Genomic DNA, 20,653 nt, shown 5'->3' on the forward strand with positions numbered 1-20,653 from the left:
TCTTCCTGGCTGGGCATGGCGCTCTCCCGGCGAGGCAAGCCCATCGCGGCGCGGGACGGCGGGTAGCAGCCTGCCGTCCCGCAACAGGTTCGCGATGGTGTTGCAGCGCCGTTATTTCACGAGAAGCGGGCCCGAATCTGTCGAGGATGGGGGCCCGCTTCTTTGGTGTTCAGTTGGTGTGCACGTTTCTTTGTCTGTGCACCCGCCCCCTGCGATTCCCCGGTAGCAGCCGAGGAGCCGCGGGCGTAGTGGCGTGGGCCACTCGCTCAGGCGACGGGAACAGAGAAACGCAGGGTCCAATTCGGGCCCAGGACGTGCTTGGTGACCTCCACCGCGCGGCCCTCGGCCGTACGCCCGACGTGTGTGATCTGCAGCAGCAGCGTGCCCGCGTCGACCCCGAGGGCGGCTGCCTGGTCGGCGTCGGCCGCGATCTGGGTGACGTCCTCGGTGACCTCGGCCTGGGCGAAGCCCGCCTCGGCCATGCGGCTGATGATTCCGCCGACGCCGGTGTCCAGCTGCTCGATGCCTGCGGCCTCGGCCACGTCGGTGGGGACGAAGGTGTCGGCCAGCTGCACGAGCTCGTCGTCCTTGAACATCTTGCGGGCCCGCACGGCCACCGTGGTGCCGGGCTCGATGCCCAGAACGGCGGCGACGTCGGCCGGAGCGGCGTCCCGGCGGACGTCGACCTCGGAGCGGGGGGCGCCACCGGCCCGCTTGGTCTCGGCGTCGTACGCACCGTGGGCGCCGGCTTCTTCCCGGCTGGCCCTTCGGTAGCGGTCGGTGGCGTCGCGCAGGATCGCGCCGCCGCTGGTAGTGGTGCTCGGCATGTGCCGTTCTCCTTGAGACTCGGTGGTTCTCGACTCGGTACTCACCATTCACCGCGCCGAAGCGTGGTGGCTCAAATGGTGTCGGGCCGCAGTTGCCTCCCCGGCGCTGGTCGCGCTCCTCTTGCTGAAGCGCGGCACCGGGCGGGGCCCGGCCTGCCTCCGGCTGGCCGGAGGCGATCCGGTCAGCTGTCGATGTCCCAGCTGTAGCTGAGTTCCCACAGGCTGGCCGGAAGGATGTGGAGCGTCACCTCTACTGCCCGGCCCGCAGCGGTCCAGGCGATGTGGGTGAGCTGGTAGACACGGTTGTCCAGGTCGAGCGTCAGGAACTCCGCCTCCTCCGGGGTCGGGGTGCGGGTCCTGATCCGCTCGCTGATCCTGGTCTGTTCGTGGCCCATCTCGGCGAGTCGGCTGATCATGCCGCCGGCGCCGGTGTCGTGGTCCTCCAGGACCGTCCCCCCGGCGATGTCCAGCGGAATGTACGTGGTCGCGATCTGTACCGGAGTGCCGAGGTCGTTGTGTGCCGCCTCGGCCGGGGCGGCGTACATCCGCCGGTCCCGGACCACGACGCTCACCTCGTCCGCCGAGACGCCCAGGATCTCGGCGACCTCCGCCGGCGGGACTTCGCGCCGCACGCTGGGCACGTTGCGAGGCACCAGGCCCATCCGCCGCAGCTCGGCCTCGAACGCGCCGCGGGCCGGGGCGCCGTCGGGCCCGCTGGCCTCCTCGCGCTTGGCCTTCTGGTAGCGGGCGGTGCCGTCGCGGGTGATCGTCTGGATGATCCGGGACACGTACGCGCCCGACCCCTGCCGCGTGGTCAGCAGGCCCTCAGCGGCCACCACCCGCACCGCGCGTTCCACGGCGCTGCGGTTGCTGTCCAGCTCCTGAGCCAGGGCCGGGGCCGCAGGCAGACGCTGCCCCGGCTGGTAGGTGCCATCGCGGATGCGGCCGCGGATGGCCTGCGCCACACGCCGGAACTCGGCGTTGGCGAGGGGATCGGGCTTCTTCATGAGGGAGACATTAGGCCCCCTCGTCACCCCAAGCAATCCCCCGAGGGGATCTATTGACCCCACGAGGGGGATGGGGCTTTACTGAGGGAGCGCCAATCCCCCGAGGGAATTTCTGAGGGGGTGGTGCCCGTGATGCCCGAACAACGGCAGCGGCCCCCGACCACAGCGATGCAACCGCCGGTCGAGGGCCTGACCCGTTCCTCATGCAACGAGGAGACGAGCTGTGTCCCAGCCTATTTCGACTCCCGGCCGCGAGCTGACCGAACGCCAGACAACCGTCAGCCGTCTGCCGCAACCCGACCTCCCCTCCCTGGACGAGTACCTGCGGCTGGCCTGGAACGGCCTGTCCGCCACCACCCCGGCCGCCCGCCGCGTCGAGGCCGTCGAATCCGGCCGCGATCTGCTGGCCTGGCTGATCGGCCTTCCGCTCGACGAGATGGACACCGACGGCCTGGTGCACGCTCTGCTGTACCTGCGGGCCGGGCTGGCCCGGATGGTGGTCGCCACCATCCCCACCGCCGTACCGCCCGTCCCGGATTCCGGCCCCGCGCTGGACGACGCCGACCTGGTCGCCCACCTGATGGACCTGATCAGCGACGCCGCCCCCCTGCAGGCCGACGTCGCCGTGCACGTTGCCCAGCCCCTGCCCGCCGACCTCATCACCTCTCTGGCCCGGGCCATCAACGCCCCCGGGCTGCGGCCGACCGGCGCCTACCTGGAGGCCACCGGCTTCTGCGGCAGCGCCACCATCCACCTCACCGCGCTGACCGCCGGAGGTGCGTGATGGCGCTGTCGTTCTCATGGCTGAGCGGCGGCAACGACCGCCAGCTGGCCGCCGACAAGTACAGCGGCAAGGAGAGCGCGTCGGACAAGGCCGTCCGCCGCGAGGCCGTCCGCTCCGCCCGCCGCCGTGAGCGGCACCACCGCGGCGGCGCCGAGCGCGCCGACCGCGCCGGCTGGAAGTGGGCCGACGCCGAGCGCCGCCGCCAGGACGGGCGCGGCTGATGACCCCTCGCCCCGCCCGCGCCTGGCAGCACCACGTCGCCGAGGCCGAAACCGCCCGCCACGGCGCCACCGCCGCCCAGCAGACCGCCGCCCGCATCACCGAAGCCCTCGACCCGGCCGCCGCCGAAGAAGCCGCCGGCCGACTCGCCGGCACCTGGACCACCGCAGGAGACACGACCCGGTGAACACCACCACCCACGCACCCAGTTCCCCCGCGTCCGTCCCGGCGGCTTCGGCCGCCGGGCGGGCCGCCCTGTCCGAACTGACCGGCGCCCGCCGCAAGGCCGCCCTCGCCGTCGGCGCGGTCATCGGCCTCGGCACTCTCGCCGTGGCCGGGATCGGCTTCGTCGGCTCATACGCCGCCGTCCGCAACCTCGCCGAGGCCAAAGGTTTCGGCGAGATCGCCACCGTTTTTCCGGTCGGCATCGACGCCGGGATCGTCGTCCTGCTCGCCCTGGACCTGCTGTTCACCTGGTTGCGGATGCCGTTCCCGCTGCTGCGGCACGGCGCCTGGCTGCTGACCGGCGCCACCATCGCCTTCAACGCGGCCACCGCGTGGCCGGACCCGGTCGGCACCGGGATGCACGCCACCATCCCGGTCCTCTTCGTGGTGATCATCGAGGCCGCCCGGCACGCTGTCGGCCGGATCGCCGACCTCACCGCCAACCGGCACATGGAGTCCGTACGCCTGGCCCGCTGGCTGCTGGCTCCCATCGCCACCTTCTCCGTGTGGCGGCGGATGAAGCTCTGGGAGATCGGCGACTACCGCCAGGCCCTCAGCCTGGAGGCCGACCGCCTGATCTACCGGGCACGGCTCCGGGCCGACTACGGCCGCGGCTGGCGCCGCAAGGCCCCCATGGACAAGCTCCTCCCGCTCCGCCTCACCAAGTTCGGCGTCCCCCTCGCCCCGGCCTCCGCACCGGCCGACTCGACCCCGGCCCCCGTGGTCGAGCTGGAGCGCGAGGAGACGTTCGACGACTACGCCGCCGACGCCCTCAGCATCGCCACCCCCGACCCCGTCCCCGCACTCCCCGCCGGTACCGAGCACAGCGCCGGGACCGGTGCCGCACCGGCGCCGCAGCAGGCGCCGGTACCCGCACCCCACAACCTCCACGGCCACCCCGACGACGACGCCGTACCCGCAACGCCGCAGACGCCGGTGAACACCCCGGTACCCGCACGCGGCGAGGCGACCGCCGCAGCGGGCCAGCAGGCGGAGCCGGAGGCCGAAGCGGCGCCCGGACCGGTCGCCGTGCCCGGCCGGCCCGCCGGATACGAACGCGCTGCCCGCCCCACCGGTAAGAGCCCCGGGACCGCACCCGAACCCGCGCCGGTACCCGCGCCCGCACCGGCCCCCGACCACCAGAGTGACGGCGCCCGTTCCGACGCCGTACCCGCACCGCAGCAGACGCCCGTAAGCGCCGCCGCACCTGCACCCGCCGGACCGCCCGCCGCCGCCGGTAAGGAGCCGGAGCCGGAGGCCGAACCGGCACCGCCGGGAGCCCCCGAGCCAGCAGCCGAGCATGCGCGTAAGCCCGCCCGGACGGCGGCGGCCACCAAGCGCAGGACGAGCGCGAAGGCGGCGGTGGCGAAGGCCGGCCGCACCCGGCGCCCGACGCTGACGGACGACGAACTCCTTGAGCGCGTACGGGCCTTGGACCCGGACGAGCCCCTGCTCTCCGCCCGCTACACCGCCCGCCAGGTCGGCTGCGACGACAAGCGCGCCAAGGCCGCCCTGGAAGCCCTCGGACGGCTCAGGCCGCCGACCCCGTGAACCGAAACGGCTGGTAAAACATCACCCCACCCACCAGAATCGAACGTGAGCACGAATAGGCCGGTGAGTACTCCCGCCCGTGCTCTCCCCCTCCAGCGCGCGGGGCCGCTCCACCTCCTACAGCGACCGGCCCCGCGCCCCTCTCGGAAGAGGAATCCCCATGCTCTCGCGCATCCTCCGGTGGTGGCGCCTTCGCCGCACCCACCGCGACGACATCCACCTCGACCTGGTGGTGATCCTCCTGCCCCGGACGGCCAGGACCGCCGACGACGGCTCCGGCGACGCCGACAGTGACGCGTGCGACCAGCGCAGCGCCGACGAACTGGACGTCCGTGCCGCGCTGCTGGCCGCCCTCGGTGAGACACCCGGAGGTGACCGGTGATGCCCGGTCCGCACAAGACGACCAGCCCGGACGGGACTGACCAGAGCGAGCCGTGGTGGCTGCGCAAGGAACCGCAGGACCCGCTGGCGGGAGGCACCGGCGGATGCTGCTCGGGCTGCCCGGTCCGCACCGGGTGCGGGGTGGCCAACGACGCGGCCGACAAGTGCGCGGTGACCGGTCATCAGCCGCCTCCTCCTCCTCCGCCGACCGACCCGGCCCCGATCGGGTGGGACGTCACCGAGGTCGCCAGCCGCGGGGTGGAGAGCGCCATCTCCGGGCTGTTCGGCTTCGGCTGGGCCGACATGGCCGCCTTGGTCATCGAGCGCACCAACCGCTTCGACGCCGACGGCAACCCCGTGGACTGGGGGCGCCTGCAGATCAAGCGGAACCTGCTGTGCATCGGCCTGGCCACGCTGGTGCCCATTGACGGCACCACCCCCGCCCGCTGGGTCGCGAATGCCCTGAGCGCCGGCGGCGTCGCCTATGCCGTCTTCGCCCCGGCCGGGGTGGTGCTGTGCGTGGCCGGATCCCTCTGGCTCGGAAGCTGTGCCGGGGGCTTGCTCGGCGACCTGTGCCGCCTGTGCCTGTCCGTGGCGACCGCCGTCAGCCGGGCTTTGTGGAAGTTCGCCCGCTCCGGCCTCGGCTGGATCCTCACCCGCCCTGCGATCTGGGCCGCTGTCTGCGGCGTCCTGATCGTCTCCTGGGACGCCATCGTCCACACCCTCACCGGAGCCTGACCGTGAACATTTTCGACAACACCACCGCCAACGCCTCCTTCGGCGCCCTGCTGTTCGGCGCGATGGCCACCGTCGCGGTGGTCGCCGGGTTCAAGTACAAGATCCTCAAGAACAAGAAGACGTTCGCGCTGGTCTTCTTCTTCATGCTGCTGGTCACCGTCAACTCCACCGGCATCCTCGGCGAGATCGCCGGGGCCCTGCGGCACGGCATGAATGTCGCCGGTGAGCGGGCCGCAGAAGGCGTCGCCGGCGCCAAGGCCACCCCGAACCCGCCGCGTTCGACCGTCACCCCGGTCTCCGCTGGAGGCGCCGGCATCGGCCTGTGCGGCCTGACCTGGTACGTCATCAAGCTCTTCGCCGCCCGTGGCAAGCCGAAGGACTGGAAGGAAATGGCCGGCGGCTCGCTGGTCGCCGTCTGCTACGGCACCACCCTCGGCTTCATGGGCGTCGTCGTCGGCGCCGCCACCCTGACCGGCAACAACGTCGGCCTGTGGATCTTCGGCGGGTAACTCCCGCCCCGCGCCCGCGGCCGGCCCTCGGCCGCGGGCGCCCCCGCCCCCCTGCCTGCCGCAACCTCTCTGGAGCACGACCATGACCGACCACCACGACGAGAGCGAGCTGCTGCCCGACGTCATCGTGTACGAGGGCGAGTTCGTCGACGACGAACCCGGCTCCCACGCAGACGGAGAGCGGGCCGACGCTCCCGGGGCCGAGGGCGGCGACACCCGGGCCTGTGGCCGGGGACGCCGCCAGGCCGCCCACCGGATCGCCCACGCCGCCGCCACCGCCGCCCGCGTCATCGCAGGCCACACCCTGCCCGGCGTCCGGCACGTGTGGGCCCTGACCGTCCACTGGGCCGCCGTGCGCTACATGAGCCGCGACGAGATCCGCCGCCGCATCGTCAAGAAGCAGTACGACCACTACACCGAGCGCCGCGACGAAGCCCGCGACGCCCGGGACCACACCCTGAAACGGATGAACAAGCTGGTGAACAAGGCCGTGGACGACGGGCTGAGCAGCCCGGAGAAGTCGCGGCTGCGGGACCTGGGAGCCGAGGCCGACCGCCGCCGCAACGGCCTGGTCGTCCTGCACGCGATGCCGTTCCGCCCGGACCAGCCCACGCCTGAGCAGATCGACCGGTGGCGAGGCACCCAGGGCGCCGTGCGGTTCACGTTCGTGGTGGTGCCCGCCCTCGGCGTGCTGGCCACCGTCACCGTCATGGCACCGGTCACCGCCGTGGTCACCGGCCCCGCCCTGCTGGGCGCCGGATGGTGGCTCACCCGCCATCCCGTCCCGCTCACCGCCCGCACCGTCCCCGCCGACCTGCAGATCCCGGAACTCGACCCGCCCGCCGACTACCACCTCGAAGAACCATCCCCCCGTCAGGGCCACACGGAGCCGACCATGGCGGACGACGAGGAGAGCACCGACGACGGCCTGGACGACGACGAGACGCCGGTGCGGTCGCTGCGCGAGGCCCGTTCCGAGCGGATGGCCGCCGCCGTCCTCGCGGCGGCCATCCGCGACGAGGGCGGGGACCTGGCCGAGGTCGTCAAGACCGCCGAGGAACCCTGGGGCTGGTCGTTCTACATCCAGTTCGACACCGGCAGCCCGGACGAGCTCAACCGCGACGACACCTACAAGGGACTCATCACCCGGCTGCGGTTGCGGCGCAACGGCCTGCTGGTCGAAGGCGACCCGGAGGCCGGGGACAGCGCGTTCGTCCGCGCGATCCTGCGTAACCCGTTCTCGCCGGAGGTGGTCGGCCCGCTGCCGTACCGGCCGCCGCTGTCGAAGTCCGTCGTGGACACCGCCGACCTCGGGGTGGCCATGGACGGCACCCCGCTCGTCTTCAGCCTCGCCGGGCTCATGCTGCTGATGGTCGCCGACTCCGGCGGCGGCAAGTCCGGCGTCATGCTCGCCCTGGCCGAGGTCGTCACCGCCTGCCGCGACGCCGTCGCATTCAACCTGGACCCGGCCGGGACCGGCGTCGGAGCCCTGGGGCCGGCCATCACGCTCAGCGCCTGCATGGACGACAAGCAGATCAACGCCGTCCTGCAGTTCCTCCTGAAGTGGTGCTCGGCCCGCGCCCGCCAGCGCGCCCGCTACGGCTGGGGCAACAAGTGGCGCGTCTCGCCGGAGCACCCGGCGATCTGCGTGTTCGTCGACGAGTGGCCCCAGCTCAGCGACGAGAACAAGGCCCTGCTCATCCGCGGGCTCCTGCTCGGCCGCAAGGAGGCCATCTGGTTCTACGCCGGAAGCCAGTTCGGCACCAAGGACTACCTCAGCCAGGCCATCGGCCCCAAGCTGTCCGCCAAACTGCTCGGCGCCTGCCGCCGCGTCGATGTGACCGAACTGCTCGGTGGCGGCGCCGTCGCCGAGGGCTACCGTGCCGACCTCATCCAGGCCGCCACCCACACCGAGGTCAACGACGCCGGACAGATCTACGCACAGGGCCTGCCGGGCATGCCCAACCGGCCCATCCGCTACCAGGTCCGCGAGGTCACCGACGCATACGCGAACACGGTCGGTGCCGAACGCGCCGCCGCCGGACTGCCCGACCTCACCCACACCCTCACCGAGGCCGGACTGATCAACCAGTACCGGGACCTGGTGGACCTGTGCACCACCGACACCAGCCCCGAGCCCGTACCCGGCATCCTGCTCACCGTCCGGGAAGCGTTCCGCGCCGAAGGCAACCCCGAGGCCCTGACGGTGGCCCAGCTCGCCGACCACCTGAACGCCGACGACCCCGCCCGGTGGGGGAAATGGGACGCCCGCGACGACCGGCTGGCCATGATCGGCCGCAACCTGCGCAAGGCCCTCACGGAGGCCGGCGTCGACCTGTCGTCGACCCGGCTGCGCAACCTGCCCGGCGAGCCGACCGGCTACCGCCTGGCCGACGTGAACCGGGCTCTGGACGCCTTTTCCTGACCTGCCCCGCGGCCTGCCGGACTGGTACGTTCCCGGCAGGCCGCCGACAGGCCGCCGTACAGGTTCTGACCTGCGGCGACAGGCCACGCAGGCCGATCATCTCCCCCCCCGTTCCGGCCGATTCCGCCGCCTCAGGACTGCTGATGGGGCTTGCGGCTTCTCGCTTCGCCGCAGGTCGGGAACCGGCCGGATCTGGCGTACGGGCGTAGCGGTCGTCCGAGCGTGGACATGATGTTCCCCGAGCCTTCACTCGGTGCGAGGGCGTGAGCGTGGGAGGGGAACGGTGGCCGACCAGATCAGCCCAACCGGTTACAAGGCGACGTACAAGGGGGAGAACGGTCGCCTGGTGGACCGGCTGGTGCAGTCGTGGAGTCCCGAGGGCGAGCCGCAAGTCGTGCACAACAAACGGCTGCGGGACGCGTGCTCCGTCGAGGGCTTCGTCAGCCTCCGGAGCTGCGCCCAGCAGGTCGGAGTCGTGCCGGGCCAGGGGTGGGTACAGGAGTGGTGCCTGGCTCAGGAGAAAGAGGCCCCGCAAGCCGTGTGGCCCATCCCCGTCATCGCGTGGATCGTGGACACCGACGGCGAGGCGCAGCCCGTGATCCCGCAAGAGCTCTGGCCGGAGAAGGACCACAAAGGCCAGGAGATCGACTGGGACACCGGGATGAGCAGTGTGCGGACTGTCCTGATGTCCACCGTGCCGAAGATGGGCTGGCGGCGCTACAACGGCTCCGACGCCGAATCGGAGCCCTTGGCCACCCACTAGCTGCGGTGGCCGTTGAACTGACCGGATGCATCAGTGCGCACAATTCCCGCGGTGCCACGGTTCTGTGGCCTCGTGCCGTACGCGCTCCAGCGTCAGGAAGGACCAAAGTCGAACATCGAGGAGTAATTCGGTGCGTTCCGAGGCCCCTTGCCTTGTTGGGCAAGGGGCCCGGCATGCCTGGAGCTACCGCGCGAGTGTGACTTCCACCGGCACGTCTGGGCAGTGGCTCAATGTTTCGGAGAGTGCGGCTTCCTCGGTGCGATCGATGGAGAGGCGCCACCTGGTCTTGTCCGCCACCCAGTCCGTGGCGTACTGGCAGCGGTAGCCTTCTGCGGGCGGCTGCCAGGTCGAAGGGTCTTGATCGGCTTTGCTGCGGTTGCTGGTCGCGGAGACCGCGATCAACGCTCTGCTGTCGTCCAAGTCGTTGGCGTACTCCTGCCGCTCGGCCGCGCTCCAGGCGGAAGCTCCCGAGTCCCAGGCTTCGGCAAGCGGAACGAGGTGGTCGATGTCGAGTGCGCGGGCGTCGGTGAAGTACTTGTCGTCGTATGGGGAGTACCAAGACCCCCCGGTCAGCGCACAGTTCACACCGTGTTCCGGGGCAGTGACTGCTTCTTCGAGAAGCACTTCCTGCCGCGTGTTGCATGAGTCGCGATCGGCATCGACCCAGTGGCGGAACTTGCTGCGCTGGTAGCCAGTGCGGTCCTCGCTCCTGATCGGCAGGGCCTTGAGGGCGTCGCGTACAGGCATGGCCACGGTGTCCCCAGGCTCGGCTGCGGAGGCGTAGGCGGTGGGGGCGATCAGCGAACCGAGTGCGGCGAGGGCGACGGCGGCGGTCAGAGCGGTGGGGGTGAGGCGCAAGGCGCTTCCCTTCGAAGATCACGAACTGTCAGTGATCTTCGTAGCCGCATTGCGTATTGACGGTCCGGCGCTCCGCCGTCGGCTCACTCGCACGTGCGGTAAGTCAGATGGTCGGCCCCGGTGTTGCTCGCTCGGGTGACGTGGAGCCGCGGGGCCGAGTGCGGGGGAGCGTGGTCTCGGCGCGTCGGGCGGGCCCTCCTTCTGGCCGTACTTGGGCTTTCGCCTGGTGCGGCGAGAGGTTCTCACGTGGCAGTGCCGCCAAGCGACAACACCGACAAGCTGCCTAGGCTGGCCGCCGACACCGTTCGATGGCCTTCCCTGGTGGGCTTTGCTGAGGCTGGGGATCAGCCGGACGGGTCGCGCGTTTCCGGCGGTTGGTCAAGTTGTTGTTCTCGGCGTCTTTGTTCCACCCGGAGGGTTTCGACCTTGGCAGTGAGGAGTGCAAGGTTGGCCGCAGGGTCGGCGCTGTCGTAGGGCGGCAGAGCGAGGTGGAAAGCGTTGGCGTGTTCTTCGATCGAGTCCGCCGTCTGTTGCAGGTTGAAGCTGCGTTCGCGGAACTTGTAGTACCCGGTGATGCCCGCGCAGACGGCGACCAGCATGGTCAGGCCGATGATGATCGATTTGAGTGGCTCGGTGGTGTCACTGAAGGACTGCGCCCCAGCGTTAGCGATCGAACCGATGATGATCAGGAGCTGGAAGAAGTTGTGCCGCCGACGGTAACGGTGGCTCTCTTTGCGGAGTTGATCCAGTTCCTCGGGTATGGACTCGCTGTAGGCGAACTGCCTGTTGCGGATGGGGATGTCTAGCGGGGTCGCGTCGATGAGCCGGTTCTCGATTGCGATCTCGAGACTCAGCTCCAGCTCCTCGCGAGTCAGCCGACCCCCAGAGGTCCCAGGCCGTGGGCCTTCGTGTCTGACTGTTTCTATCCATGAGGACGCAAAGAACCCAACAACAAATACAACGCCCAGGAGAATGAGCACCGTGTTGAAGGGTGCCATGTCGAAGCGCCGCCACGTCAGCGCTGTAGGGACGGCGACGCCGAGCACACAGAGCACGACACCAGCACCGAAGCCGTGCATCAGGCGCTGCCGGAGGTTCACCTCCCGGATGTGCTGACGCAGCTTCAGGACCCGTTCGTTATGTTCCCGCAGGCGTGCGACAGGCCCGAGCGACGGCGGGGCGGACACCCATTCCCCCTTCTGCTCTGCTCATCCCGGTCTCGCCTCGGGTTTCATCTTCAGCTCGGCGAGACCGCGGCAGATCGTCTTCATCCACGTACCCGCACGATAGGGCCACGGCCTTGTGCAACGGGCGGAGTCGCGTCAGTTGGCGTGATCACGAGCTCCGGACCGCGTCGTTCTGCCCTACGGCGAACTCGACGGCCGACCCGCCAGCTTCGAACTCTGAACCCCAGAGCAACCTCAACAAGACACCCCAGTCCGTATGACGGATGCGGGCAGCAGCGGCCGGACGAACTCCCACTCAGCATCGGACAGTTCATGGAGAGCTATCACAACCTGACCATGATCCACCACTAAAGATCATTTGGAGACGCGTCCTAGCAGCGATCAAGGATTCTTCTCGCCGCGCCCGGGGCGTCCGTAACCGGCTGGCCAGCCCACGCCTGGGCGGCCGGAATCCCATCCATGACGAAGTCTGATGGGGCACCCTGGGTATCTGACGATCACGAACGAGGGGAAGCCGGTGGGCACTTACGATCCGACGCACCTGCTCAAGGACGCCGCCAAGTCCTTACGTACGGTGGCGGAGGACCTGGCCGAGGGCAGGGCGGAATGGGACCGGCCGCGCGATCTGACGAAGTCCCTCGCCTGGCTGCAGGAACTGGTTGACGACGCGTCGAAGATCCTCATCCAGCAGGCCGGAGCGCTGCCCCGGATGACCCGCGACTCCGACGCTCCCACCGCCGGGCAGAGCATCGCAGAGGCGGCGGCCACCGCGACCCAGCTCAGCAACCAGCTCCGCAAAGCCCACGACGCGGCCGACTACGTCCGCTGATACACGGCGCCAAAGGTGGTGGGCGAACATGCGGCGGGCCCCAGCAGGAATCCGCTGGGGCCCGTCACATGCTGTCGTGCGTCGGGGCTACAGGTGGTCGGCGAGTTTGGCGAGGAAGTCGGCGTTGGCCGCGGTGTCGTGGCCCAGGACCACTTGGTGGTGCGGCAGCTGGGCGAGACGGTCGGCGACGGTGGCGCGGGCCAGCTTGTTGCCGCCGCCGTCGATGCCCTGGGCCAGGCCGAAGATGTCCGGGTAGCGGTCCTCGGTGGCGCCGCTCATGAAGTCGCCCTCGCCCAGGGCCCGGTCCCCGTCGACCAGCGCCGGTACGGCGGCGGGGTCGATGCGCGGGAACAGCAGACCGGCAGCCCGGCCTCCGGTGGCGAGGGTCATCCCGAACCAGGTGGTGAACTGGTCGGGGAAGACCTGGACCTTCTTCTCCCGCTTGCCGCCGGGCTCCCACAGCGGCTCGCGCCGTCCGTCGAGAAGGGCGTCGGTGACGTCCTGGTGCTGGGTGGGGTGCAGGTGCTCTCCGGCCTTGAGCCGGTCACGGACGACGTCGTACAGGCCGAGGGCGTCCAGCAGGCCCAGCCCGATGGCAGCCGCCGACGGCCACGGCAGCACCTGCAGTTCGCCGCCGCCGTCGGGGCGGACGAACACCCGGTCGTTGGCCAGCAACTCGAAGCCGTGAGAGGCCAGCAGCAGCGCGGTCGTGGTCTTCCCGGCCCCCTTGGAACCGAACGTCAGCAGCGTTTTGCCGTCGCGGACGACGGCGGAGGAGTGCAGCAGCGTCCACCCCTCCCGCAGCAGCGTCGCCCGGATCATCTCGCGGGCGATCCGCGCGGCGGCCAGCGCCACGGGCTCGGCAGCCCGTCCGGCGATGGCCAGACGGCCGGACTCAGGCTCGGAGCGGTAGGCCAGCCCCTCCTCGGGCGAGATCGCGGTGATGGTGCCGGCCCCGTCGCGGGCCAGGAGCGTCTTGGCCCTGGCGTAGGTGACCTCCTCATGCGGGCAGGCGTCCACCAGCGTGGCCAGGTCGACGTAGGCGGAGCTGTCGACGTCGGCGACGACCAGGGGGCCGGTGCAGATGCTCTCGGCGGGCACCTCGAACGCGTTCCACCACGGGCCGAAGTAGCGGCGGGACCAGTCGGAGACGGACGCGGTGTTGCTCAGGACGGTCACGCTCGCGTCAGCGGCGTGCAGCCGGGTGGCGGTTGGGGTACTCACAAGGTCTTCTCCATGTTGAGTGGGTGGGTCAGGACAGCCGTAACGCCTGGTAGGCGGTACGGAGCTTGATACCGGCAGCGCTCAGCTGACGGTCCTCGCCGGAATCGAGAGCAGGCAGGCACGCTATGGGCTCCCCGGCGGTGAACCGCAACGGAATTCCCAGCCAGTCGCCGCGGTGAGGCGCGGTCAGCTCCTCGATGCCGTCGGCCAGGCCGAGGGATTTGCGCAGGGTGGACAGCACCGCCCCGGCGGGTCCGGAGCGGGTCCGGCCGACGCCGGCGCTGATCCGGCCGGGCCGGGTACGCAGTTCTGCACGTACCTCCGCAAGGGGGACGGCGACGGGCTGGCCGTTGACGGTGGTCGATGACGCGCACACCACGGCGCCCTCACCGTGCTCGCCGATCACGTGCCCGTCCACGGCTTCGGCCTCGACCTGCAGGAGCCGGGCCAGGGTCAGCCGGTAGCGGGCGGAGTCCAGGTTCGAGCCGATCCCGAACACGCGCGGACAGTGGGAGGTCTCGGCGAACAGCCGGGTCATCAGGTCGACGGGGTTGGTCACCACCAGCACAGTGCCTTCGTAGCCCCACAGAACCTCGCCCAGGGCCCGGATCGCCGGGGCGTTGGCCGCAGCGCCGCCCATCCGCACGTCGGTGGTGCGGGTGTTGGTGAAGGCGGTACGGACCGCGATGACGATCGCGTGGCAGCTCACCAGGTCCGCCGCCTCGTGGGCCGAGGGCTGCACCGGCGAGCCGCTGCTTTGGCGCATGTCCTCCAGGTCGGCGGCCATGGCGGCGGCCTGGTCGCGGGTGCGGGAGGCGACCAGCAGACGGCGGGAGAAGCTGGAAGCCACGAGCGCGGCGGCCACGGCCTGACCGACCGCCCCCGCCCCGACGACGCCCACCGACCCCACCCGGTCCGGGGTCATGACATCACCGCCTGTGCCTCGGCCAGCGCCTGCTCCCACACCTTGCGCGCGTCGCTGCGGTCGGCCAGCTCGGTGCTGATCCGGTCGGCCATCCGGCACAGTTCCACCGCACGCCCGATCAGTGCGGTGCCCTGGCCGGGCAGCGGCAGCGCGGCCGGGGCCGACAGGTAGGTGGTCAGGATGTTGACGCTGTCCATCAGCCACAGCGCCAGCAGTTCCCGCAGCCAGCCCCGGCGGGACTTGGTGGACAGCCCACGCATCCTGCTCTCGGCGAAGCCGTGGATGCCGTCGGCCGCCTCACTGCCGACCTGCGGGCCGGGCCGGGCGGCGGCCAGCAGCAGCACGGTGCGGCTGATCAGCTTCGCCGCGTCCACCGAGGTTCCGGCGAGCAACAGGCCGGGGTCGATGAACACCGGCCTCCCGGCGGTGCCGTCGGGGAAGGCCACATGCTCCGGCTTGAGGTCTCCGTACGCCAGCACCTGGCGGGCCTGGGGCAGCACTGTGGCCCGCAGCCGGTGCAGCCGGGCCACCACCTGCCGCAGCACCCCGGCCACCTCCTCGCGCTGGCCGGGCTCGCACCGCTCGGCACCGAGCCGGTCCAGATAGGTCCGGCCGCTGATGCCGTTGAACTTGCGCTGGAAGGTCCCCGCGATGCTGCGTTCACCGATCACCCCGGACGGGCCAAGACTCTGGGCAGTGAGCGGCTGGTGCAGCCGACGGAGCTCGGCGAACGTACGGCCCAGCAGGTCGGCCGCCTCCTGCGACCGGTCCAGCAGCAGGCCGGCCAGGGTGGGGCCGCTCACCGGCTCGGTGAACAGCACCCCGCGCCTGACCCCGGCGACCGCGCACACCCGCGGCCGACCCACCTCGGCCAGCAGCCGCAGCTGCGCGGCCTCCCGCTCCATCAGCGAACCCGGCTGGGACACATACACCTGCTGGGCCGCGCGGACTTCTACCCAGTCGCCGCACGCTCCCCGCAGCAGCGAGACCAGCGACACCCCCAGGAAGGAGTGCTTGGCGAACAGGGGACGGTCGTCCACGCGGACGCGCCTCACGTAGCCGGTGACGCTCGGCACGTGCTCGTCGAGGTCCACCACGGCGTGCGGCCACAGCTCGGCGGCTGCATGCCGGATTTCCTGTTGTGCGAAGCCGAAGACCTCACCGATGCCCGGGACGGCACCGGATGGTGTGCTCACTGCGGCAGTGCTCACGAACCCCTCCTTGGTCGGCTTGCTCTGGGACGTGCACGGCCAACAGGCCGCAGATTTGGAAGCCACCCCGGCGGGAGGGAGCGGGGAACGGAACACTCCGCCTCCCGCCGGGGCGGCCGTCTATGGCCCGTCGGCGGCGACGGTCACCTCGGGCCAGTACTCGACCCGGGCCCGGAACGCGTAGCGCACGCCATCGCTGACCAGGTCCAGGTCGTACCCGGCGCCGGCCTTGAGAACATCGACCGCGTGGTCCTGTTCCACGCGGTCGGCCAGCCACCGCTCGGCCAAGGCCGGGGCGGGCGTGTCCAGTTGCTCGGCGGCCTCGCGCACGCGGCGGCGCATCCACTCCAACGCCCCCTCCGCCGTGGCGGCGGTGTGCCCGCCCAGGCCGAAGCCGCGGCCGTCGCCCCAGCGAGCGGTGCACCGCACCCCGTAGCCGGTCGGCAGCAATATCGAGCGGCGGCCGGGGCACTCAACGGCCGCCATCACGACGCCCCTTCGGAACCGGGCCGGGGCCGCGTGAAGGGCGGGAACATCTCGGCGCACGGCGGCAGCGATCCGGCCGAGCGGTCCGCCAGCGGCAGGAACCGCACCGGACGCGCCGTCCACGCCACCGTGGTCTCGGCGTACTCGATCGTGCACTCGTAGCCGTGGCCGCCGGTGAGCGCGCCGGCGGCGTCCCGTTCGATGACCGCCAGCCAGCCGTCCAGGTCAGCGGGGTTGCGCGGTCCGAGCGCGGACAGATAGGCGTACGCGGAGACCCGGATCCACCCCTCGGCCGCCCGGTGACCGGAGGCGTCGAAGGACCCCACCAGCCAGGACCGGCCACCCTCGGCGGCAGTCAGCTCGCACCAGAAACCCGGCCGCACGCGCACCGGCACGGCCAGCCTCGCCCACACGACCTTGCCCCCGCCCGGCCTCGGCCGACTGCCCCACGCCTCGGCGAGCGCATCGACGAGGAACACCCCACGGCCGTTCTCGTCGACGGCACTCGCCGCGCGCACGGCGGGCTCCTGGTCGGCGGCGTCGGTGACCTCCAGCAGCACGAAGCCGCCCTGCACCTTCAAAAGGACACCGACACCGGACGAAGCCGCGTACCGCAGGGCGTTGCCCACCAGTTCACTGGCCATCAGCGCCATGTCGTCCGCGAGCTCGGCCAGGCCCCAGGCCCGCAGCGCGGCCCGCACGTCGTGCCGGATACGGATCACCAGGGCCGGATCAGCGGCGATGTCTATGGCCATCGCCCGAACGGGTGACACCGGCCTGGGCGGCGCGTCCCCCAGCACGGTCCGGGCGGCCACCGGGATGGACACGCTTGCCGGAACGACAGAGAGGGGACGACCACAGTTCATGACGACGGCTCAACTCCCAGATGGCACGAGGGGGAGGAAGCCGCCCCCCTGGCGCTACGGACCGCCAGGACCGTCACCAGGGGGACGACAACAAGGGCCGGCGCGGCCCGCCAGGCGCCACGGGGGAACGACGCCCGTGGGCCACGCCGGTTGAGTCCATGCGGGAAAGGGAAGACCCCCCGAGGGGATCGCCTTACTCCCGCAGGACACCCGTTGAGTGAACCGATCAGCGGGGCCCGCAGTAACCCCACGGTGGGACCCCCACCGTGGGTACCGTTTGAGCCGACAGGCCGTCACATCAGGAGAGTCGGGGGACACCGTGGCCTATCCGCCGTCGCCGGCCGAACTGCCCCGCCACCTGCTGACCGATGCGGTGTTCCGGCGTGCGCTGAGCGAGCGCAACTTCGCGGTGGTCTTCACCATGGCCAACGAAGCCAAGATCAGCTTCAACCGGTTAGCCGAGGCGTGCGGCATGAAAGCCGAGAGGGTCAGCAAGGTCGCCCGCGCTGACGCTACGGTGGCCGCGTTCGAAACCATCGAGCGGATTGCCGACGGTCTTCGGATTCCCGGTGTCCTCTTGGGCCTTGCTGCGCGACCCTGGGAGGACACCGCCAGGACCACCAGCACGGAGCCCGATGATGGAGACGACCCTATGAAGCGCCGCCAGCTCCTGCGCGGCGCCCTCGCTGCCGGTCTCACCGGATCGGCGATCGCCGCCCTGTCCGACACCCGCCAGTCCTTCGACCAGGCACTCACCGGCTTCACCCCGGCTGACATATCCGATCTGGAGGCTGCCGCCGAGAGCTACGGCTACGGCTACCAGGGCCAGGCCCCGACCCGCGTCCTCGCCGACCTGGTCGCGGACTTCGCCGAAATCCGCCCGCTCCTTGACATGCCCCAGCCCGTGGCCACCCGTACCCGGCTGTGCCGGACGGCCGGTCAGATGGCGGGCATGGCCGCCATCGTGCTCCATGACCTCGGAGGCCGCAGAGAAGCCCGCAGCTGGTTCCACACCGCTGCCCGCGCGGCCACCGAATCCGGCGACCAGCAGCTGCACGCCTGGGTGCTGGCCCGGGAAGCGATGGTGCCGCTCAACTACGGTGCCCCCAAAGCCGCAGCCGACCTCGCAGAACGCGCCCGCCAGACCGCCGGCACCGCACCCACCGCCGCGGCGACCCTTGCCGCCGCCGTCGCCGCCCGCGCCTACGCCCTGTCCGGGCAGACCGACCAGGCGCGCGGCGCCCTCGCCGACGCCGACCGCCTCATGGACCGCCTCGACGGCGGCCAGCTCGCAGACACCTGGTTCGGGCACTGCGAACAGAAGCACCACGTCCACCTCAGCCACGCATGGACCGCCCTGGGCGACACCGGGCGGGCCCGGGAGAGCCAGGACCGGGCGCTCGTACTGTCCGCCCCGACCAGCAGCATGACCCGCACCCTGCTCAAGATCGACGCAGCAGCGTGCGCCCAACGCGACGGCGACACCGACCAGGCATGCCGCCGGGCCACCGCCGCCCTGGCCGCCCTGCCCCCCGACTACCGCACCGGCCTGACCCACAGCCGGGCCATGGACCTGTACCGCTCCATCCCGGCCCAGCACCACCGCGAGCCCGCCGTCCGCCAACTGCAGGAAGTACTCGCAGCCTGACCGCATCCACCCGGCACACATCGCACACCCGTGGCCTTCGGCAAACGCCGAAGGCCACACCGCTGCCAGGAAATTACGTCCGGGGAACCCTCGGAGAACCTTTAACCTTGCTGAGTGCTGTTGACCTACGTCGATGAGAGCCATTCGCGCGGCCTGTACTTCCTCGCCGCACTGCTGTGCCCCGACGCCGAAGCGAATTCCCTGGCGGAAGCCCTCGACGAGGTTGTCCTCACAGCCGGAGACGATTTCGGCGGGATCCGGGCCGAGACCGAACTCCACGGCTACGACATATTCCAGGGCAAGAATGCATGGGAACGCCTCGCCTCCAAACCCCGGGCGCGCATCGGCATCTACAACAACGCACTGCAGGCCATCGCCGATCACGACGTGAAGATCATCGTCTCTGGAGTTGACCTCGCGCGCCTGAAGCGACGTTATGGCAGCGGCCACGACCACCCGCACTCGATCGTCCTCACCCATCTTCTGGAACGCGTGGACGAGTACGCCGTTAGGCATGACGAACGCGCACTGATCATCGCGGACGAGTGCGACGGGCAGGAGCAGTACCGCCGCGAACTCCGCCACTACCGGACCTTCGGCACCTGGGGCTACAAGGCCCGGAAGATCACCACAGTGGTCGACACCATGCACTTCGCGTCCTCGGAGGCAAGCCGGCTCCTGCAGGCCGCGGACCTCGTCGCCTTCCTCTACCACCGCATTCAGAGCGGAGCGGATACAGACGCACGGGCGAAGCGGGCTAACGAACGCCTGTGGGCCCGCGTCGAACACAAGGTCGTGCACCAAAGAACGTGGTGGCCCTAAACGCACGAAGGCCCCGCGCGCGGCGGGGCCTAAGGCTGGGCGGGCGAACAGAGATTCCTCCCTGACCACCTGCATGAAGTACATTACCAGGTTTCACCCGGACCGGTTAAACTAATGTGCCCACCGACACGTGCCTGACCTGCGGTTTTAAGGTTTCGACGCTCCTTCGTGCATGGCATCGTCATGGGACTTGAACGCCTGGTACAGCGCGGTACGGCCGACCGGCTTGCCCTTGTTCTTGCCCTCCGTCTGGAGCAGCGTCCGCGCGATCTCGGTGACGCTCTCGGATTTCACGTCTCGGCGGTGCAGGGCGATGACCAGCATGTCCCCGGTGACCACTGACGGCCGGCCCCCGAACTTCCCCTTGCGTACGGCCGTGTCCAGCCCTTCGAGGGTCTTCTCCCGGATGCCTTCGCGTACGGACTCCGAGATGCCCGCGAACAGCAGGAACAGCATCTTGCCGGGCCCGCTCGGGTCGTAGACGCCCTTCAGTGGGCCGTCGAGGAATTCCAGCATCAGGCCGCTGTGCTCGATCCGGTCCGCCGAGGCGATCAGCTCGGCAGCGTCGCGGCCGAGCCGGTCCAGCTCGGTCACCGCGAAGATGACCGTCTGACCGGTGGTCTGGTGCAGGTCGGCCGCGTAGGCCATGGCGGTCTCCTGCTCCGGCAGGGTCTTCTGCCGGGTGCTGACCTTCTCCGAGAACACCTTGTTGCAGACCGGATTAAGCGCGTCCAGCTGCGAACCGAGCTCCTGGCCGCGAGTGCTGCACCTCGCGTACCCGATTCGCAGCGCGTCGCCGCGCTCGCGGACCGGGGCGAGTACCGGCGCATCCACCTCGGGGCCGGGCATCCACGGCTTGCCGGGGCGGCGGTCCCTCGGAGTCTTCACCCCCAGGCCCTTGCGGAGCGACGGCACGAGTACATGCCGGGCTGTGTGATAGGTCGGGGCAACCGTGTCGTTGTTCGTACGGCAGGGAGACCCGGCCGAGACACCGCACCGGGGGCACGCGTGCCGCTGAACCGCCTCGGCGTCCTCGTACGTGGCAGTAGCGCTGTTCGTCACCTGCTGATCTTCCGCCAATCGTGTCCGGGAACCGCGGAGAGTCGGCACCTTTCCCGGACGGGTTTCCGGACGAACGTGCTGGGGCGAAACGGACACCCGTGGCCCC

At 70.5% G+C, this 20,653-nt stretch carries 22 protein-coding genes; 12 read left to right on the top strand and 10 right to left on the bottom strand.

The features are described from left to right. Window positions 1-266: 266 nt before the first annotated feature. Both OG219_RS34485 and OG219_RS34490 read right to left on the bottom strand, forming a co-directional pair. Window positions 267-827: a UTRA domain-containing protein gene (locus tag OG219_RS34485; protein WP_266833176.1), complete on the bottom strand. Its 561-nt coding sequence runs from the start codon at window positions 825-827 to the stop codon at window positions 267-269. Between the two features lie 182 nt (window positions 828-1,009). Next, window positions 1,010-1,834 (bottom strand): GntR family transcriptional regulator, encoded by an 825-nt coding sequence (locus OG219_RS34490; protein ID WP_266833178.1) that lies wholly within the window; start codon window positions 1,832-1,834, stop codon window positions 1,010-1,012. A 223-nt stretch (window positions 1,835-2,057) separates the two neighbouring features. Between OG219_RS34490 and OG219_RS34495 the strand changes: the two genes are divergently transcribed. The 9 genes from OG219_RS34495 (at window position 2,058) to OG219_RS34535 (ending at window position 9,429) form a co-directional block, all read left to right on the top strand. Continuing rightward, window positions 2,058-2,618 (top strand): hypothetical protein, encoded by a 561-nt coding sequence (locus tag OG219_RS34495; RefSeq protein WP_266833180.1) that lies wholly within the window; start codon window positions 2,058-2,060, stop codon window positions 2,616-2,618. Beyond that, window positions 2,618-2,839 (top strand): hypothetical protein, encoded by a 222-nt coding sequence (locus OG219_RS34500; RefSeq protein ID WP_266833182.1) that lies wholly within the window; start codon window positions 2,618-2,620, stop codon window positions 2,837-2,839. Before OG219_RS34495 ends, OG219_RS34500 begins: the two co-directional genes overlap by 1 nt. Further along, on the top strand, window positions 2,839-3,024 hold the full coding sequence (locus OG219_RS34505; protein ID WP_266833184.1) for a hypothetical protein: 186 nt from the start codon (window positions 2,839-2,841) through the stop codon (window positions 3,022-3,024). The genes OG219_RS34500 and OG219_RS34505 overlap by 1 nt, the downstream gene beginning before the upstream one ends. After that, window positions 3,021-4,613 carry a DUF2637 domain-containing protein gene (locus tag OG219_RS34510; protein ID WP_323183315.1) on the top strand — a complete coding sequence of 531 codons (1,593 nt, stop codon included), beginning with the start codon at window positions 3,021-3,023 and terminating at the stop codon, window positions 4,611-4,613. The genes OG219_RS34505 and OG219_RS34510 overlap by 4 nt, the downstream gene beginning before the upstream one ends. A 160-nt stretch (window positions 4,614-4,773) precedes the next feature. Beyond that, window positions 4,774-4,995, top strand: coding sequence for a hypothetical protein (locus tag OG219_RS34515; RefSeq protein ID WP_266833186.1), 222 nt, complete (start codon window positions 4,774-4,776; stop codon window positions 4,993-4,995). Then, window positions 4,995-5,732 (top strand): hypothetical protein, encoded by a 738-nt coding sequence (locus OG219_RS34520; RefSeq protein WP_266833188.1) that lies wholly within the window; start codon window positions 4,995-4,997, stop codon window positions 5,730-5,732. The genes OG219_RS34515 and OG219_RS34520 overlap by 1 nt, the downstream gene beginning before the upstream one ends. Window positions 5,733-5,734: 2 nt before the next feature. Beyond that, a complete protein-coding gene (locus OG219_RS34525) occupies window positions 5,735-6,241 on the top strand; it encodes a hypothetical protein (RefSeq protein ID WP_266833190.1) in 507 nt (168 codons plus the stop codon). Between the two features lie 82 nt (window positions 6,242-6,323). Further along, entirely contained in the window at window positions 6,324-8,666 is a 2,343-nt protein-coding gene (locus OG219_RS34530; RefSeq protein ID WP_266833192.1) for a hypothetical protein, read from the top strand. 283 nt (window positions 8,667-8,949) lie between these two features. Further along, a complete protein-coding gene (locus tag OG219_RS34535) occupies window positions 8,950-9,429 on the top strand; it encodes a hypothetical protein (protein WP_266833194.1) in 480 nt (159 codons plus the stop codon). 183 nt (window positions 9,430-9,612) lie between these two features. Here the strand turns inward: OG219_RS34535 and OG219_RS34540 are convergent, their stop codons facing one another. Continuing rightward, window positions 9,613-10,287, bottom strand: a complete 675-nt coding sequence (locus tag OG219_RS34540) for an HNH endonuclease family protein (RefSeq protein WP_266833196.1) — start codon at window positions 10,285-10,287, stop codon at window positions 9,613-9,615. A 344-nt stretch (window positions 10,288-10,631) separates the two neighbouring features. Further along, the gene (locus OG219_RS34545) at window positions 10,632-11,474 is read right to left on the bottom strand and encodes a DUF4231 domain-containing protein (RefSeq protein ID WP_266833198.1); all 843 of its coding nucleotides are present in this window, start codon (window positions 11,472-11,474) and stop codon (window positions 10,632-10,634) included. Window positions 11,475-11,991: 517 nt separating this feature from the next. Here OG219_RS34545 and OG219_RS34550 point away from each other — a divergent pair. Then, window positions 11,992-12,303, top strand: coding sequence for a hypothetical protein (locus OG219_RS34550; RefSeq protein WP_266833200.1), 312 nt, complete (start codon window positions 11,992-11,994; stop codon window positions 12,301-12,303). Window positions 12,304-12,390: 87 nt separating this feature from the next. On the opposite strand, the gene OG219_RS34555 is transcribed toward OG219_RS34550, so the two are convergent. The 5 genes from OG219_RS34555 to OG219_RS34575 form a co-directional block, all read right to left on the bottom strand. Beyond that, a complete protein-coding gene (locus OG219_RS34555) occupies window positions 12,391-13,527 on the bottom strand; it encodes a hypothetical protein (protein ID WP_266833202.1) in 1,137 nt (378 codons plus the stop codon). A gap of 28 nt (window positions 13,528-13,555) precedes the next feature. After that, window positions 13,556-14,452: an NAD(P)-binding domain-containing protein gene (locus tag OG219_RS34560; protein WP_266833204.1), complete on the bottom strand. Its 897-nt coding sequence runs from the start codon at window positions 14,450-14,452 to the stop codon at window positions 13,556-13,558. Then, a complete protein-coding gene (locus OG219_RS34565; protein WP_266833206.1) occupies window positions 14,449-15,663 on the bottom strand; it encodes a phosphotransferase in 1,215 nt (404 codons plus the stop codon). The genes OG219_RS34560 and OG219_RS34565 overlap by 4 nt, the downstream gene beginning before the upstream one ends. Window positions 15,664-15,783: 120 nt before the next feature. Beyond that, window positions 15,784-16,149, bottom strand: a complete 366-nt coding sequence (locus OG219_RS34570) for a hypothetical protein (RefSeq protein ID WP_266833208.1) — start codon at window positions 16,147-16,149, stop codon at window positions 15,784-15,786. Continuing rightward, a complete protein-coding gene (locus tag OG219_RS34575; RefSeq protein ID WP_266833210.1) occupies window positions 16,149-16,976 on the bottom strand; it encodes an ATP-binding protein in 828 nt (275 codons plus the stop codon). The genes OG219_RS34570 and OG219_RS34575 overlap by 1 nt, the downstream gene beginning before the upstream one ends. Window positions 16,977-17,334: 358 nt before the next feature. Here OG219_RS34575 and OG219_RS34580 point away from each other — a divergent pair, with 358 nt between their 5' ends. Then, window positions 17,335-18,663, top strand: coding sequence for a hypothetical protein (locus OG219_RS34580; protein WP_266833212.1), 1,329 nt, complete (start codon window positions 17,335-17,337; stop codon window positions 18,661-18,663). Window positions 18,664-18,777: 114 nt separating this feature from the next. Further along, window positions 18,778-19,485: a DUF3800 domain-containing protein gene (locus OG219_RS34585; RefSeq protein WP_266833214.1), complete on the top strand. Its 708-nt coding sequence runs from the start codon at window positions 18,778-18,780 to the stop codon at window positions 19,483-19,485. A 147-nt stretch (window positions 19,486-19,632) separates the two neighbouring features. On the opposite strand, the gene OG219_RS34590 is transcribed toward OG219_RS34585, so the two are convergent. Then, entirely contained in the window at window positions 19,633-20,547 is a 915-nt protein-coding gene (locus tag OG219_RS34590) for a recombinase family protein (RefSeq protein ID WP_266833216.1), read from the bottom strand. Between the last annotated feature and the right edge of the window lie 106 nt (window positions 20,548-20,653).

This window comes from Streptomyces sp. NBC_00038 (genome assembly GCF_026343635.1).
Lineage (GTDB): Bacteria > Actinomycetota > Actinomycetes > Streptomycetales > Streptomycetaceae > Streptomyces.

Excerpts from the sequence above, each read along its gene's own strand:
- OG219_RS34520 (WP_266833188.1), top strand. The coding sequence starts at position 4,995 with ATGCCCGGTCCGCACAAGACGACCAGCCCGGACGGGACTGACCAGAGC.
- OG219_RS34530 (WP_266833192.1), top strand. The coding sequence starts at position 6,324 with ATGACCGACCACCACGACGAGAGCGAGCTGCTGCCCGACGTCATCGTG.
- OG219_RS34560 (WP_266833204.1), bottom strand. The coding sequence starts at position 14,452 with ATGACCCCGGACCGGGTGGGGTCGGTGGGCGTCGTCGGGGCGGGGGCG.
- OG219_RS34500 (WP_266833182.1), top strand. The coding sequence starts at position 2,618 with ATGGCGCTGTCGTTCTCATGGCTGAGCGGCGGCAACGACCGCCAGCTG.
- OG219_RS34485 (WP_266833176.1), bottom strand. The coding sequence starts at position 827 with ATGCCGAGCACCACTACCAGCGGCGGCGCGATCCTGCGCGACGCCACC.
- OG219_RS34505 (WP_266833184.1), top strand. The coding sequence starts at position 2,839 with ATGACCCCTCGCCCCGCCCGCGCCTGGCAGCACCACGTCGCCGAGGCC.
- OG219_RS34570 (WP_266833208.1), bottom strand. The coding sequence starts at position 16,149 with ATGGCGGCCGTTGAGTGCCCCGGCCGCCGCTCGATATTGCTGCCGACC.
- OG219_RS34490 (WP_266833178.1), bottom strand. The coding sequence starts at position 1,834 with ATGAAGAAGCCCGATCCCCTCGCCAACGCCGAGTTCCGGCGTGTGGCG.
- OG219_RS34515 (WP_266833186.1), top strand. The coding sequence starts at position 4,774 with ATGCTCTCGCGCATCCTCCGGTGGTGGCGCCTTCGCCGCACCCACCGC.